At 51.7% G+C, this 15,164-nt stretch carries 17 protein-coding genes and 3 tRNA genes; 10 read left to right on the forward strand and 10 right to left on the reverse strand.

The features are described from left to right. Positions 1-31 precede the first annotated feature (31 nt). From yjjG to HVY19_RS17385, 3 genes are read right to left on the reverse strand one after another with little or no spacing between them, the layout of a single operon-like run. The gene (gene yjjG / locus HVY19_RS17375) at positions 32-709 is read right to left on the reverse strand and encodes a pyrimidine 5'-nucleotidase (RefSeq protein ID WP_181684317.1); all 678 of its coding nucleotides are present in this window, start codon (positions 707-709) and stop codon (positions 32-34) included. 14 nt (positions 710-723) lie between these two features. Then, positions 724-1,170 carry a ribosomal protein S18-alanine N-acetyltransferase gene (gene rimI, locus HVY19_RS17380; protein WP_181681722.1) on the reverse strand — a complete coding sequence of 149 codons (447 nt, stop codon included), beginning with the start codon at positions 1,168-1,170 and terminating at the stop codon, positions 724-726. After that, the gene (locus tag HVY19_RS17385) at positions 1,139-1,552 is read right to left on the reverse strand and encodes a DNA polymerase III subunit psi (RefSeq protein WP_181681723.1); all 414 of its coding nucleotides are present in this window, start codon (positions 1,550-1,552) and stop codon (positions 1,139-1,141) included. The genes rimI and HVY19_RS17385 overlap by 32 nt, the downstream gene beginning before the upstream one ends. Before the next feature lie 103 nt (positions 1,553-1,655). On the opposite strand from HVY19_RS17385, the gene rsmC reads away from it, so the two are divergent. The 4 genes from rsmC (at position 1,656) to HVY19_RS17405 (ending at position 3,166) form a co-directional block, all read left to right on the forward strand. Then, on the forward strand, positions 1,656-2,684 hold the full coding sequence (rsmC, locus tag HVY19_RS17390; RefSeq protein WP_181681724.1) for a 16S rRNA (guanine(1207)-N(2))-methyltransferase RsmC: 1,029 nt from the start codon (positions 1,656-1,658) through the stop codon (positions 2,682-2,684). 164 nt (positions 2,685-2,848) lie between these two features. After that, positions 2,849-2,935: transfer RNA gene (locus HVY19_RS17395), tRNA-Leu, on the forward strand. Positions 2,936-2,963: 28 nt separating this feature from the next. Beyond that, positions 2,964-3,049: transfer RNA gene (locus HVY19_RS17400), tRNA-Leu, on the forward strand. Between the two features lie 31 nt (positions 3,050-3,080). Next, positions 3,081-3,166, forward strand: a tRNA-Leu gene (locus tag HVY19_RS17405). Between the two features lie 39 nt (positions 3,167-3,205). Here the strand turns inward: HVY19_RS17405 and HVY19_RS17410 are convergent. Then, a complete protein-coding gene (locus HVY19_RS17410) occupies positions 3,206-3,478 on the reverse strand; it encodes a DUF1435 domain-containing protein (protein WP_181681725.1) in 273 nt (90 codons plus the stop codon). Between the two features lie 213 nt (positions 3,479-3,691). Between HVY19_RS17410 and HVY19_RS17415 the strand changes: the two genes are divergently transcribed. Both HVY19_RS17415 and fhuF read left to right on the forward strand, forming a co-directional pair. Beyond that, entirely contained in the window at positions 3,692-4,756 is a 1,065-nt protein-coding gene (locus HVY19_RS17415; protein ID WP_181681726.1) for a GGDEF domain-containing protein, read from the forward strand. A 112-nt stretch (positions 4,757-4,868) separates the two neighbouring features. Then, on the forward strand, positions 4,869-5,657 hold the full coding sequence (gene fhuF, locus HVY19_RS17420) for a siderophore-iron reductase FhuF (RefSeq protein ID WP_181681727.1): 789 nt from the start codon (positions 4,869-4,871) through the stop codon (positions 5,655-5,657). 44 nt (positions 5,658-5,701) lie between these two features. Here the strand turns inward: fhuF and HVY19_RS17425 are convergent, their stop codons facing one another. The 3 genes from HVY19_RS17425 to ttdA are packed head-to-tail and all read right to left on the reverse strand — an operon-like array spanning position 5,702 to position 8,724. Further along, entirely contained in the window at positions 5,702-7,162 is a 1,461-nt protein-coding gene (locus HVY19_RS17425; protein ID WP_181681728.1) for an anion permease, read from the reverse strand. Between the two features lie 48 nt (positions 7,163-7,210). After that, entirely contained in the window at positions 7,211-7,816 is a 606-nt protein-coding gene (ttdB, locus tag HVY19_RS17430) for a L(+)-tartrate dehydratase subunit beta (protein WP_181681729.1), read from the reverse strand. Next, a complete protein-coding gene (gene ttdA, locus HVY19_RS17435; RefSeq protein WP_181684318.1) occupies positions 7,813-8,724 on the reverse strand; it encodes a L(+)-tartrate dehydratase subunit alpha in 912 nt (303 codons plus the stop codon). Before ttdA ends, ttdB begins: the two co-directional genes overlap by 4 nt. 209 nt (positions 8,725-8,933) lie before the next feature. Between ttdA and HVY19_RS17440 the strand changes: the two genes are divergently transcribed. Then, positions 8,934-9,866, forward strand: a complete 933-nt coding sequence (locus HVY19_RS17440; RefSeq protein WP_181681730.1) for a LysR family transcriptional regulator — start codon at positions 8,934-8,936, stop codon at positions 9,864-9,866. 41 nt (positions 9,867-9,907) lie between these two features. On the opposite strand, the gene HVY19_RS17445 is transcribed toward HVY19_RS17440, so the two are convergent. Further along, a complete protein-coding gene (locus HVY19_RS17445) occupies positions 9,908-11,257 on the reverse strand; it encodes a PTS sugar transporter subunit IIC (protein ID WP_181681731.1) in 1,350 nt (449 codons plus the stop codon). Between the two features lie 236 nt (positions 11,258-11,493). Here HVY19_RS17445 and HVY19_RS17450 point away from each other — a divergent pair, with 236 nt between their 5' ends. Continuing rightward, positions 11,494-11,952 carry a YbaK/EbsC family protein gene (locus tag HVY19_RS17450; protein ID WP_181681732.1) on the forward strand — a complete coding sequence of 153 codons (459 nt, stop codon included), beginning with the start codon at positions 11,494-11,496 and terminating at the stop codon, positions 11,950-11,952. Positions 11,953-11,988: 36 nt separating this feature from the next. Here HVY19_RS17450 and bglJ read toward each other — a convergent pair whose 3' ends face one another. Both bglJ and HVY19_RS17460 read right to left on the reverse strand, forming a co-directional pair. Beyond that, on the reverse strand, positions 11,989-12,663 hold the full coding sequence (gene bglJ / locus HVY19_RS17455; protein ID WP_181681733.1) for a DNA-binding transcriptional activator BglJ: 675 nt from the start codon (positions 12,661-12,663) through the stop codon (positions 11,989-11,991). After that, positions 12,624-13,346 (reverse strand): response regulator transcription factor, encoded by a 723-nt coding sequence (locus HVY19_RS17460; protein ID WP_181681734.1) that lies wholly within the window; start codon positions 13,344-13,346, stop codon positions 12,624-12,626. The genes bglJ and HVY19_RS17460 overlap by 40 nt, the downstream gene beginning before the upstream one ends. 543 nt (positions 13,347-13,889) lie before the next feature. On the opposite strand from HVY19_RS17460, the gene HVY19_RS17465 reads away from it, so the two are divergent. Further along, positions 13,890-14,666, forward strand: a complete 777-nt coding sequence (locus HVY19_RS17465; protein ID WP_181681735.1) for a threonine/serine exporter ThrE family protein — start codon at positions 13,890-13,892, stop codon at positions 14,664-14,666. Next, a complete protein-coding gene (locus HVY19_RS17470; RefSeq protein ID WP_181681736.1) occupies positions 14,657-15,130 on the forward strand; it encodes a threonine/serine exporter in 474 nt (157 codons plus the stop codon). Before HVY19_RS17465 ends, HVY19_RS17470 begins: the two co-directional genes overlap by 10 nt. The last annotated feature ends 34 nt before the right edge of the window (positions 15,131-15,164 follow it).

Below are 15,164 nucleotides of genomic sequence, written 5' to 3' on the forward strand. Positions count from 1 at the left end.
GCTATTTTACCCATCAGCGGGGGGGAGGCAATCAGTGTTTACACAGGAGTTGCTCCAGTTCGGCTAATGACGAGACGGTCCAGGTGGGGACAATCCCTTCTGGCTGCTCGTGATGGTGAGCATTTAGCCAGCAGGTTGAAAGCCCGGCGTTGATACCGCCAAGGATATCGGACATGACCGTGTCCCCCACCATCAATACGCGAGAACGGTCAGGATTGCCCGCTTGCGCCAGCGCATAGTCGAAAATTTTCGGATCCGGTTTCGCCACGCCCACCTCTTCCGAAATGACTAATAAATCAAAGTAGTCACGCAGCCCGGTACGTTCGAGGCGAATCTGCTGTAATGAGGTAAAGCCGTTGGTAATTATCCCAATTTTGGCTTTGCCACGAATGGCATCGAGCAACGAAACAGCGCCTGGCAACGGCGCACAAATTTCCGCCATGGCATTCATAAACGCGTCGTTCAGCAAACCGGGTTCCACTTTCAACCGTTCAGCCCAACTCTGGAAGCGCGCATGCTGCAGCTGTAATGACGTGATCGCGCCGTTCTGATAATCCACCCACAGCGGTTTATTCACGGCCTGATAGTCCTGAAAATCCTCAGCGGTAAAGGTGACGCTATAGTCAAGAAACATCCGCTGTAAGCCGGTAAACGAGTCAAACGTAAACAGCGTTTCGTCGGCATCAAAGAAAATCCAGTCCCACTTCATCATTACACCTTCTTTTACATACTGATTGGCAGTGCCATTATGATGGCGTCCTCGCGACCGTCAGCGGTCGGATAGTAATTGCGGCGAATCGTTGCCTCGTTGAAGCCTAAGCTTTCATACAGTGCGATGGCGGCAACGTTGGAGGCGCGAACCTCCAGCCACAGCGTCAGGACGCCGCGTTTTTCTAATTCATCAATAAGATGCTCAAGGAGCGTTCTTCCTAATCCCCGGCGCTGAAAAGCGGGATCGACCGCAATGTTAAACAGCGTAGCTTCATCCAGTACCACCTGCGTAATGGCAAACGCCGCCATTTTCCCGTCAGCCGTGAGTTGATAGTTGAGATAGCGTTCGCCCTGGTTGCTGGCAAAAGTCTGTTCACTCCAGGGAAATGCATGGGCGCGCTTTTCAATTTGAAACGCGGCGGGTAAATCATTCGGACTGAGGGAAGAAATCGTGTTCATAAGTGCAGATTTGTTGCCATAGTGCGGCGCGTGCCGTGGGGTTGTCCCGTAGTTCATTAAACGCAGAGGTCGAAACCTGCACACCTTCCAGTAATAGCGGCGTTTCGGTACCCAGCCGCCAGCTATTACAGCGGTTACCCTGCGGCAGCATAGCCGCTCGTTCCGGCGTGACCTGTAGAACCTGTTCAGGGCTTAAGGTCAATGCGCGCAAAACGTCGCGGACCAGCGGCTCGCTAAGCTGAGGTAACGCATCGCCGACCATCACCAGGCGGACGTGAGCAGGAATAGAAATGGCGATTTCTCCCTGCAACGCGCTGGGGCGACGCAGCGACCACTGGGTAATACCCAGTTGTTGTAACTGCCAGTCTCGTCGGGTTGTCATCGCGATTCGCTCCTGTCTCTCAGGGGCGCAAATATAGCAAATTTGTCGAATCTGTACCAACAACCGACTATAATCGCCCGCTGTATGATTTAAGGAGTGTTTCATGTCTGCTTTTACCCCGGCAAGTGAAGTCTTGCTGCGCCACAGTGATGATTTCGAACAAAGCCGTATTCTGTTTGCCGGAGATTTGCAGGATGACCTGCCCGCGCGCTTTGAAAGTGCCGCCAGTCGAGTGCATACCCAACAGCTGCACCACTGGCAGGTACTGAGCCGCCAGATGGGCGACAACGCGCGTTTTAGCTTGGTTGCGCAGTCAGAAGACGTCGCCGACAGCGACACGTTTATCTACTACTGGCCGAAAAACAAACCGGAAGCGCAGTTCCAGTTAATGAATATCTTGTCGCTGCTGCCGGTGGGCACCGACATTTTTGTCGTCGGCGAAAACCGCAGCGGTGTACGTAGCGCCGAGCAGATGCTGGCAGACTATGCCCCGTTGAACAAAATCGATAGCGCCCGTCGCTGCGGCCTTTATCACGGCCGACTGGAAAAACAGCCGACATTTGACGCTGAAAAGTTCTGGGGCGAGTACCACGTTGACGGCCTGACCATCAAAACTCTGCCGGGTGTTTTCAGCCGTGACGGTCTGGATGTGGGCAGCCAACTGCTGCTTTCCACTCTGACGCCGCACACCAAGGGGAAAGTGCTGGACGTCGGCTGTGGCGCAGGCGTGCTCTCTGTTGCGCTGGCCAGCCACTCACCCAAAGTGCGTTTATCATTATGCGATGTGAGCGCGCCGGCCGTGGAAGCCAGCCGCGCCACGCTTGCCGCGAACGGCATTGAAGGCAACGTCTTTGCCAGCAACGTCTTTTCTGAGGTGAATGGCCGTTTCGACATGATCATTTCGAACCCGCCATTCCACGATGGGCTGCAAACCAGCCTGGATGCGGCGCAAACCCTGATTCGCGGCGCGGTGCGCCATCTGAACAGCGGCGGTGAACTGCGCATTGTTGCCAACGCTTTCCTGCCTTACCCGCAGGTGCTGGACGAAACCTTTGGCTTCCATGAGGTGATCGCCCAGACCGGACGCTTCAAGGTTTACCGCACGGTAATGACCCGTCAGGCGAAGAAGTAAGCCTTCCCTTTCCAGGCCGGATGACGCTTCGCTTATCCGGCCTTCGGTTAGCGCCCATTTTTACATCAATTAAACGCCACCAGGGCAATTATCTATTGACGAAAAGTTGAAAACCACTAGAATGCGCCTCCGTGGTAACGATTCTTTTTATGAATCGATGGTATGCGAAGGTGGCGGAATTGGTAGACGCGCTAGCTTCAGGTGTTAGTGTCCTTACGGACGTGGGGGTTCAAGTCCCCCCCCTCGCACCATAATCCACGTTGATATTGCTCGCACTGGGCGAAGGTGGCGGAATTGGTAGACGCGCTAGCTTCAGGTGTTAGTGTCCTTAGGATGTGGGGGTTCGAGTCCCCCCCCTCGCACCAACGAGGCGATATCAAAAAATAAGATAACTGTGCGAAGGTGGCGGAATTGGTAGACGCGCTAGCTTCAGGTGTTAGTGTCCTTAGGATGTGGGGGTTCGAGTCCCCCCCCTCGCACCACTTATCTTGTTCCTCTCTGCTTCACTCCCTGCTTTATTATCACTGATTCATCGTCATCAATACCAACATCATGCCCCCAATCAGCGCTATACACGATGGCAACAATACAAAGTGGCGTAACTGTTTGTGATAAAGCATAACCGGCGTCGCTAACAGTCCGGAAACGATAATCACTTTCCATGCTTCGGGAGAAAGATCCGCAAACGTCAGTCCGGCAATGACCATGCCTGACAACAGGACTCCCCACCCACTGCCCAGCGCTCGCTGCAACATGGTTTCACCTCTCGCAGTGATAATGATAAACAATATCATATGATAAAATTTCTCATTTGTCACATAATCGTGCCGCACCGATGCTTACCGCCTTCAACTATTGATGACATGAATGTTTTTCGGTGATAAATTACCCAGCGTTTAATTTAAAGATTCACGACTCCGCTGTTTTAGGCGAGACTCCCTGCGTCCTTAATTCCTTACCCAGGTATTCAGTACTGCATAATTGTTAGATTAATAACGACTTCTCATATGACTGTAAAAACCTGGCAAGCCTTACGCATAAAAAAATACCAATTCGCTTTACGCCTTTTATTGTTGCTCAATGCCGTTTCGGCGTTGTTTGCCCTTGTTTTTCCTATATACCCGAGCAAAGCCCCGTTCGCACCGGCCTTGACCATCCTTGTTCTGAGCGTGGTCCTGCTGGCCTGGCATGGTAAATATGCCTCCAGAAAAATTAACCTGCACATCATCTCGTTAATTTTTGGTGTGTTATGGGCGACGCATATAACCCTGAAATATAATTTCCTTCAGCATCAAGACTATTCCTTTATGCTGATTGCGCTTTTGACGGTTTTATTTATTGGTTCAATTGCTTTTGCCAATAATATAGTTGCCTTTACTTTGCATTCACTTCCTGCTGTATTCGCTTGCCTGTGGCTTGACGGTCGTGACCATGGTCTACGCATTCTCTATTTTATGGCACTGCCGATGGCCGGCATCGCCATTCAGCATATCATTCAGAAACGTAACGACAATTTTGCTCAACAGCTGATGTACAAACTGCTTGCCGAAAAGCAGACGCTAAGCGACCTGAGCATGCTCGACCCGCTGACAGGGTTATACAACCGCCGGGGATTGAAAAATAAGCTGGATATCCTGCTGGATATGGATACCCAACAGCGGCACGTTTTGCTGATCGATATCGATCACTTCAAAGCCTACAACGATAACTATGGGCACATGATGGGCGATCAGGCGCTGATTCGCGTTTCTGCTGCGATCCGCAATACGGTCCGCTCACGCGATATCGTTGTGCGTTTCGGCGGCGAAGAGTTTTTGGTGCTGCTCACCTTCGCTAATGCTCAGCAAGCCTATGCCACTGCGGAACGCATTCGCCAGGCGGTTTACGATCTTAAAATTCCACACATGTTTAACGAAAGCGTCGGCACGCATGTCACGGTTAGCATGGGAATTGCCCCGCTGCTGGCACAGGACGTAGAAAGCGCCATCACCAACGCGGATAAAGCGCTCTACAAAGCAAAAAACCACGGGCGTAATTACATTCTGACGAGCGAGGATGTGGAGATCACCTGACGCGCCTTGCGTATTCGTGCGTACGCGCGCACCTCTCTGATAAAGATCTTGCTATCGTTTATGCCTATCGCTAGGATTAGTAATCATTATCATTTAGATTACTATCCAGACTATGGCTTATCGTTCCGCCCCAATCATTGACGATGTAATTTGGCGAACGCATCTCCATCCACAGATGCCTTCGCTGGCTGATGCCGTGCGCGAAACTATCGCGCAAACGCGAGCACATCTGCTTGATTTTATCCGTCTGGATGAACCAGCCCCACAGGGTGCCATGACGCTGGCGCAATGGCGTCGTCCGAGTGAACTTCGCTCGCTGCTGGCAATCTATTCCGACCATATTTATCGCAACCAGCCTACGCAGCCGCGGGAAAATAAACCGCTGATCTCACTGTGGGCGCAATGGTACATCGGGTTAATGGTCCCACCGCTTATGCTCGCACTGTTAACGCAGGAGACTGCCATTGATGTTTCTCCCGAGCATATCCACGTGGAATTTCATGAAACGGGGCGTGCCGCCTGCTTCTGGATTGACGTTCAGCCGGATCGCAAAACCTCAGCACAGTCACCGCAGGCGCGGATGGAGACGCTGGTTAAACAGGCGCTGTTCCCCGTCATTTCGGCACTGGAAGCGACAGGTGACATCAACGGTAAACTTATCTGGAGCAATACCGGTTATTTGATCAACTGGTATCTCACGGAAATGAAACCGCTGTTAGGAGATGAATTGCTGAACACCCTGCGTCAGTCCTGTTTTTTTGAAAAACAGCTTTCCTGCGGCGCAGATAATCCGCTCTGGCGCACCGTGGTTTCCCGCGAAGGTGTGCTGGTGCGCAGAACCTGCTGTCAGCGTTACCGCCTGCCGGACGTTCAGCAGTGCGGAGACTGCACGCTGAAATAAATGATAAGCCGATGACAACGCACTACCATCGGCAAGCCTGATTGTTACAGCACGAGTGGCATCCAGAGCAGCCCGGAAATCACCAGTAACACCAGGAATATCAGGCCAAAAATCGCCCCCAGCCGCCAGTAATCCGCCGTAGGTAAATATCCGCTACCGTAGTAGATTGGGCTTGGCCCCGTCGCATACGGCGTGAGGATACTCCCCAGACCGATGGCCCCACCGACCATCATGCAGAAAACGGGTAACGAAATATCCGGCATCGCTAACGCTGCCGCGATCATCATCGGGGCCAGTGCGGAGGTGTAAGCAGTGGCGCTGGCAAAGAAGTAGCGCAGAAGATAAAACACGACGATCAGCGCTGACATCACCATCACCGGCGAGTAGCCGCTGAGCCCGTCCGCCAACAGTTTGCCAAACCAGCCGATGAAACCGGTATTGTTTAACCCGGTCGCCAGGGCGATCAGCGAAGCCAGCCAGAAAAAGACGTTCCAGGCTGCTTTGTTACTGATGATGTCATCCCAGGCGATGATGCCCAGCACCAGCATCAGCGCCACGACGCTATAGCCAACCATGGCCGCATCAATATATGCACCGCCGAAAATCCACAGCACCAGCGCCCCTACCATCAGCACCAGCATCTTTTTCTCACGCGCACACAGCGGCCCCATCGCTTTCAGCTCACCCTCAGCCCAGCGCGGTACCTGATCGCCAGACTTCAGCACCGGCGGGTACAGCACATAAGCCAGCCAGGGCACCAGCAATACCAGCAATATACTGAGCGGCAGCATTCCCAGGAACCAGTCACCCCAACTCAGCGCCGTATTGGATGCGCTTTTCATCAGGCCGATCAGCAGCAGGTTCGGTGCCATCGCCGTCAGGAAAATGGCGCTGGTCACGCAGTCAGCGGTAATCCCCATCCACATGATATAAGAACCGATGGAACGGGCGCTGGGGTCGTTAGGCTGGGAGTTATAGAGCGGCGGGAGGTTGCGAATAATCGGGTAGATAATCCCTGCGCCGCGCGCGGAGTTTGACGGCGTTACCGGAGCGAGAATCAGCTCCGAAAGCATCACCGCATAGCCAAGAAATAGCGTCCGGTGCCCCATTTTTTTGACCAGCATGAGCGCAATGCGTCGACCAAGGCCGGTTTTTTCGTAGCCCGCGCCAAACATAAAAGCAGCGAATATCAACCAGATAACGGAGTTTGAAAATCCCGAAACCGCCCACGACAGCGATTTGGCGGTAAATTTGAATCCTTCCTGTGCAAGCTGTTCAGGGCTGAACAGCAGCCAGGGGGAAAGCACGGCGATGATTGAAACACCAATCATTGCGACCACCGCGCCGGGCAAGGGTTCCAGAATGAGTCCCACGATGACGCCGGTAAAGACCGCAAAATAGAGCCAGGTGTGGCTCTCAAGACCGGCAGGGGCGGGCAAAACAGCAATAATGGCGATAACCACCAGCGGAGCCAGGTATCGCCACCAACCAGATAAAGGTGCCATTGTTCTATCCCTGTAAAAGGGGAGAGGCGCAGAGCCTCTCCGGAAGGGTTATTTTATGTAATGCACGTGTTCACAGATTTCGTCCACGATAGGGCCGCGACGCTCTGCGAACTGTTTTTTGTTTTCAGCGATCAGGTTATTGCCCTGCGTGTCGATAGAGACGATCAGCGGGCCAAACTCCTTCACGCGGCACACCCAGAGCGATTCCGGCATACCCAGTTCCGTCCAGTGCACTTCTTCAATCTCTTCGACCTGAGTTGCCGCCAGCACCGCACAGCCCGCCGGGAAGATCACATGGAGCGCTTTGAACTTCTGGCAGCCCTCTTCGGTCAGCGGTCCCATACCGCCTTTACCGACCACCAACTTCACACCGGTCTGTTCAATGAACTCTTTTTCAAACGTTTCCATGCGCATACTGGTCGTTGGGCCAACGGATACCATTTCCCATTTTTCGCCGTTTTTACGCACGATCGGCCCGGCGTGGAATATCGCTTTGCCGTTCAGGTCGTAAGGGATGGGGCGCTTAAGCTCGATCAGGCGACGATGGCAGACGTCACGGCAGGTCACCAGCGTCCCGGTCAGATAGATCACATCGCCAACGCGAATATCCTCCAGATCTTCGGCTTTGATCGGGGTTGTCAGGATCTTTTTCATAACGCGCTCCGGGTATGAGACAGGTTTTCGAAGGAGAGGTCAGAATGGACCAGCAGCGTACCGCGGCGGTGTGCCCAGCAGCCCGTAGAGACCGCCACGCCAATCGTTGACGGGTGGCGCGCGGCAGATTCGATATGAACCCCCATCACCGAACTGTTTCCGGTCAGTCCTTGCGGACCAATGCCGAGGCGGTTAAGCCCCTCTTCCAGACGGAGTTCAAGCTCTGCCGCTTTCGGATTAGGGTGACGCGTGCCAATGGGCCGCAGAATCGCTTTGCGTGACAAAACCGCCGCCGTTTCAACAGAGGTGGCAATCCCCACACCTACCAGTACCGGCGGACAGGCGTTAACGGCTAATGTAGAGATATTTTCAAAGACAAATTTCACTACCCCTTCATAACCTTCTGAAGGCATCAGTACTTTTGAGCGCCCTGGCAGAGTACAGCCGCCGCCCGCCATATAGACTTCAATTTCCGCGTCTTCGCCATCCGGGATAATGTCCCAGGTGACCCACGGCACACCGCTACCGGTGTTTTTCCCGGTATTGATTTCGTCAAAAATCTCTACCGCGTTATGACGCAGCGGCGCTTTAACGGTGGCGTCTTCTACCGCCTGCTTGAGGATGCTCTGCAGTTCGCCTAAAAGAGGAAAACGGGACCCCACCTTCACAAAGAACATGATTTCGCCGGTGTCCTGGCAGGCTGGACGATTCAGGTCAATCGCCTTCTGCATGTTGTCGAACATCGTATGGTAAATAATTTTCCCCATAGGCGATGTTTCAGCTGCCCGCAATTGCTTTAATTTATCCACGACATCGTCGGGCATTCGGGTGGAAATCATCGCAGTAAAATCAGCGACGATCTCCGTCAGCTTATTCACTGCATTTTGTTTATTTTCATTGCTCATTATATCAACTCCAGTTTTTTATTCGTCTGGAAATAAATTCTCCTCAACAAACTACCACCAAAAGTGTGCCTTTATATTTTTTGCGACTGTGTATATGTAATTAACAGATCGTGAATCTCGCTGAAGAAAGATGATGAATATTGAGCAAGTGCAGAGTTTATCCCGGTTTTGCGAATTACACTGCAACAGTCAACGTCACGGATAACACGAAAATGCTGAAAACATGGCCCTTAGCCAAAGACCTGCAGGTGCTTATTGAAATTGTCCATACGGGAAGTTTTAGCGCGGCAGCGGCGGCACTGGGGCAGACGCCAGCCTTTGTCACAAAACGGATCCAGATACTCGAGACAACGCTTGCCACCACGCTATTGAACCGCTCGGCCAGGGGCGTGGCGCTCACTGAAAGCGGGCAGTGCTGCTATGAGCATGCGCTGTCGATCCTCACGCAATACCAGCGGCTGTTCGATGATGTCACACAAATTAAAACGCGCCCGGAAGGGTTAATTCGTATTGGCTGTAGCTTTGGCTTTGGTCGCAGTCATATTGCCCCAGCAATTACGGAACTGATGCGCAGTTATCCTGAATTATTAGTCCATTTTGAACTGTTTGATCGGCAGATTGATCTGATACAGGACAATATCGATCTGGATATTAGAATTAACGATGAAATCCCGGATTATTATATTGCACATTTGTTAACAAAAAATAAAAGAATATTATGTGCAGCACCCTCGTATTTACAAAAATATCCAGAACCACAGACGCTACAAGAATTAAGTCGACACGACTGCCTGGTGACAAAAGAACGTGACATGACTCACGGCATTTGGGAACTGGGAAACGGTCAGGAGAAAAAGTCGGTGAAAGTCACCGGGCACCTCTCCTCCAATAGCGGTGAAATTGTGTTGCAGTGGGCACTGGAAGGAAAAGGGATCATGCTGCGTTCAGAGTGGGACGTGCAGCCCTTTCTCGCGAGCGGCAAACTGGTTCGGGTGTTGCCGGAATATGCACAAAGCGCCAATATCTGGGCAGTCTATCAGGAGCCGCTGTACCGCAGCGTCAAGCTGAGAGTCTGCGTGGAATTTCTCGCAGCGTGGTGCCAGCATCGGTTAGGCAGGCCGGATGAAGGGTATCAGCCGGGCTAAGCCAGCAGGACTCCCGCAAGAGTCCTGCCTTTACGACTTACTTACAGCGCAATCTGCTCATTTTCAGCGTCAGAACGTTGTGTTTCTTCAGCTTCCTGAGCCAGTAGCTGCTTCTCATAAACCTTAAAGAACGGATAGTAAATAATGGCGGACACCAGTGCCAGAACCACGACCAGGATCGCCGCACGATAATCCCAGCCTAACGCCCATGCTGCGCCCACCGGGGCTGGCGCGGTCCACGGCACCACCGAGATGACACGACCGATCAAATCGAATTGCATCGCTGCCCAGGCCAGGACGGCGTTGACCATCGGCGCCAGTAAGAATGGAATGAAGAATACCGGGTTCATCACGATTGGGGTACCGAAGATGACCGGCTCGTTAATGTTGAAGATGCTGGGTACGATACTCAAACGACCAATCGAGCGCAGGTGCACAGAGCGGCTACGCAGATAGCAAATAACCAGCCCCATCGTTGCCCCGGAACCCCCAATCACGATAAAGAAGGTCCAGAACGCCTCCATAAAAATGTGCGGTAATGGCGCGCCCTGCGCCAGCGCGGTCTGGTTCATACCCAGGTTAGTCAACCAGAACATTTGCAGCATCCCGGAGACTATGGCCGCACCGTGAATGCCTGCAAACCACAGCAAATGGCCAATCAACACCGCCAGCAAGATGGCCGGTAGCGAATCCGCAGCCGACACCAGCGGTTTAAAGATAGCCATAATCGCCTGTGGGATCAGCATATCGAACTGCGACTGGATGAGCAGGCTCAGCGGATACAGGGTCAGCACGACCACCAGCACCGGAATTAAGAGATCGAAGGAGTTCTTGATCATCGGCGGGACCTGCTCAGGCAGGCGTATACCGATGTTGTGCGCCTTAAGAAAACGCATCATCTCCACACAGTAGATCGCCACCAGGATCGCGGTAAAAATCCCCGTCCCGCCAAGGCTATCGACAGGTAACGTCCCTTTCGTCTTGGGTGCCGCAATCAATAAGAAAGCCATAATGGAAAGCATTGCGCACATAAAGGGATCCAACTGATGCGTCTTTGCATAGTGTTTCCCCAGGTTATAGGCGATAGCGGCACAGATATAGATAGACATAATGCCCATCGTCATATCGAAGGGAGTCAGAATCTGACCTTCAAATTGCTTTGCCAGATCCAACCACGCCCGCGCGAATCCCCAGGTGGTATCCGGAGAAAACGGAGGATAAGCGAACACTAACAGAAACGATCCGACAATCATGAAAGGCATAGCGGAAATAAAGCCATCGCGGATTGCCATTACGTGACGCTGTGAAGATATCCGCCCGGCTATCGGACTGACATAATTCTCAACAAACCGGAAAATCACATTAAAGACTGCTGGGTGAGTAGATTTCATAATTGGCTCTTTTTATGTGATACAGAGGAAGTGACAACAGCAGTATTAATCGCGCTTTGACGGACTGCAACCGGTTACGGTAACCGGTTTCCGTGATTGTGAAGAGGATCGAAAAATATCTTAGATTATTGATTTGTCATTACAGAATATTTACAGCGTTCTGGGGTTTATGCCAAATTACGCCAGCCGTTTTCATTAGAAGAGCGGGTTGCGAAAGAGGAAGTCTGGAGAACCGAATGAGTCTACAATCTGTACGGCAATTTTTGGCCGAACACGCCCCCGATATAGAAATCATTGAATCAAATCAAAGCACTGCAACGGTAGAACTGGCAGCTAAAGCCCATAATGTCGTGCCAGGGCAGATCGCCAAAACCCTCTCACTGAAGGTCAAAGACGCCATCATCCTGATTGTCGCCAAAGGCGATGCGCGGCTGGATAATAAGAAGCTAAAAAGTACGTTTGGCGCGAAAGCACGTATGCTCAGCAGCGATGAAGTGGTCAACGCAACGGGCCACCCCGTGGGCGGAGTGTGCCCTTTTGGGCTGGAAATGCCGTTACCTGTCTACTGTGACATTTCCCTGAAAGCGTTCAGCGAGGTGTTGCCGGCCGCGGGTGCGACACATAGCGCAATCCGTATTTCACCAGAGCGCATGGCCGAAATCACCGCAGCGACCTGGGTTGATGTCTGCCTGTAAAAAGAGTGCCGCGCCGGATCTCTTCGGCACGGCGCATTATGCGGTATGCAGCGTAGGGTGAGTCTCTCCCGCGCGCAGGTAAAGCAAAATATCAGCGGCATTCAACAACCCGGCGTCAGAATTCACTCCCAGTTTGGACATCACATTAAACTTGTGCGCCCGGATGGTCTTGATATTCCGTTCCAGCTCAACCGCGATCTGCGGCATTGAATAACCATGCGACATAAAGCGCAGAATTTCACGCTCGGTCGGGCTTAGCATTCGGCTCTGATTGAGATACCAGAGGTTGTTGGTATTTTCGTTGATTCGGCGGGTTCCGCTCAGCATGGAAAACAGCGCCTCCTGCAACTCAGGAAGCGCCGCCTCTTTGCTCAGTACACCATCCAGTGGTGATGGCGATAGCGCGCCAATCAGACGCGCTTCGACTTCATCATCCGCAATGACCAGACGGCGCATTCCCGGAAAGTTGGTCGCCAGTTCGTTCAGACAAATCAACCCCATCCGACGATCTTTTCTGATCGAGGAGAGAGAGAAAATAACGGCTGAAAAAGCCATCTTCGTCATGGCGTCCTGAAATTCATCCCGTGTAGAAAAAAGATGTAATTCATAATTATTTTCAGCATCGGTATTAAATAAACTCTGAATACCAATGCGACTCATAAAACATTTTTCTACGAGTGCGACATTTCTCTTAGCGCTTTGGTTTTCCATTCCGTGGTGTCTCCATATACTGAAGGTAAATTCAGCTCTCTGGCTCCTTGAGTGCTGTTAATCCATGCATACATTTCAGCATTGCTGTGTATCGATAAACGACGCATGGCACTGTTTTTCTGGGCGCTGATCGTTTTATTACTCTTCTTAAGTAATGTCGCAATCTGATTAATTCCCCAGCCTTTCCCTAACAGCCGTAAGACTTTGCGTTCTGACAGGGTCAAAATAATAGAACGGGTACCAAATTCCTGATGTTCTGAACGGACAGGCGAGAGTAATGCTTTGCTGACCCGTTCAGCATTGTTATTTCCAGCGCGAATCGTACTGACCAGACTCTCGATAGGCTCAACGTCCGACAATAGCGTACTGACAGGGGAAATCAGCAGTTCGACAGCCTGCGAGTAGTAGGCTCTGGATACCAGAAAAACCCAATGAATATCAGGATATTGTGAAATGAGCGTATAGTATTGCTCACAGACGTTACGCGGGTAATGGCACTCCCCGGTGAGATCGGCAATCACTAAATCAGAACGACGTAATTGTAATAACGTCAGTTCTTCTACTGCGCGACAAACAGTTAATTCATGATCCGGGAAATGCTTCTGCATTACCCCACTTAACCCTGTCTGTATTACAGGTACTTTACTGATAATAATTCCGTTTTTGCAGCGTCCTGGCAACATAATCTCTCCACATATCACCCTCTCTTTATTTCTGCTCTCTCTACAGCGCATACATATGCATTTAGTGATATATGCTTTAATGCAATATTAAGGCAAAAATAATAGATTGTATGAATTGTTTATCCCTGGTATTTATCGTGAGTCCATACAATGCATGATACTGTTCCTTACTAAGTATCACGCAATTCAACATCCTTAATAGTCACCTATAAAGCCGCAAGAAAATATTAAAAATTTCTAAATAAGTACGTTAGCTCCTCTAATTTCAATTAGGCATTAACGATAGCCGCCATCAATTCCTCTGTGTAAAAGACAACAAAGTTGAAGGCAGAATAAGATAATTATGCTACTAATCCATCAATAGATGGAGACTCACCCAATCAGAGTGCGAATAGTTTGCGATAAACGCCGCCGTCTAAGTGACGGATTCGGCTTTCGACACAAAGATTGGTCTCAGCCAGAGCCAAAAAATGGGCGCTTCGTGATACAAAGAGATCTTTCGTTATTCGAACACACCACGCGTCTTTTCAGTCAGGGCGAGTCATGCAAGCAGAGCAATCTTATCAGCGTACGGTTACACGGCTATCCATTCAGTGCGGGCTTTTTTTATTGCAACACAGCGCTGAGAGCGCGCTGGTCGATGAACTCTCTACCCGACTTGGTCTGGCGTTGGGAATGGATAGCGTCGAAAGCGCCATCTCCTCCAACGCTATCGTTCTGACCACCATTAAAGACGGGCAGTGCCTGACGTCTACGCGGAAAAATCAGGATCGCGGCATTAATATGCATGTGGTGACAGAGGTGCAGCACATCGTCATCCTCGCGGAACACAAGCTGCTGGATTGCCAGGGCGTTGAAAAGCGGTTTAGTCAGCTTAAACCCTTACGTTATCCGCGCTGGCTTGTGGCATTGATGGTGGGTCTTTCCTGTGCCTGCTTCTGCAAGCTGAATAACGGCGGCTGGGATGGCGCGGTGATTACCTTTTTCGCCAGTATGGTCGCCATGTACATCCGCCAACTTCTGGCGCAGCGCCATTTGCATCCGCAGATTAACTTTTGTATTACCGCGTTCGTCGCCACTACCATTTCCGGCCTTTTGCTGCACCTCCCCACCTTTAGCCAGACGCCAACGGTAGCGATGGCTGCGAGCGTGCTGCTTTTGGTACCCGGTTTTCCCTTGATCAACGCCGTGGCGGATATGTTTAAAGGGCATATTAATACCGGGCTTGCCCGCTGGGCCATCGCCAGTTTGCTGACGCTGGCGACCTGCGTGGGCGTGGTGATGGCATTAACACTTTGGGGGCTTCCAGGATGGGCGTAATCGATTTTATTCTCGCACTGATGCAGGACATGCTTCTGGCCGCTATCCCGGCGGTGGGGTTTGCGATGGTATTTAATGTTCCGCACCGCGCGCTCCCCTGGTGTGCCCTGCTCGGCGCGCTGGGCCACGGGTCGCGTATGGTGATGATGACCGCCGGTTTTAACATTGAATGGTCTACCTTCGTCGCCTCCCTGCTGATTGGCAGTATCGGTATTCAGTGGTCACGCTGGTATCTGGCACATCCTAAAGTGTTTACCGTCGCGGCCGTCATCCCTATGTTCCCAGGGATTTCGGCCTACACCGCGATGATCTCCGCCGTGAAGATCAGTCATTTTGGCTACAGCGAACCGCTGATGATCACGCTGTTGACCAATTTCCTGAAGGCTTCCTCAATCGTCGGCGCGCTCTCCATTGGCCTTTCCGTACCTGGCCTGTGGCTCTACCGCAAACGTCCCCGCGTTTAATCACAACGGCAGGCTCAGCCCTGCCGTTGAATCC

The sequence above is a fragment of the Citrobacter sp. RHB25-C09 genome (genome assembly GCF_013836145.1).
In the GTDB taxonomy this organism is placed as follows: Bacteria; Pseudomonadota; Gammaproteobacteria; order Enterobacterales; family Enterobacteriaceae; genus Citrobacter_A.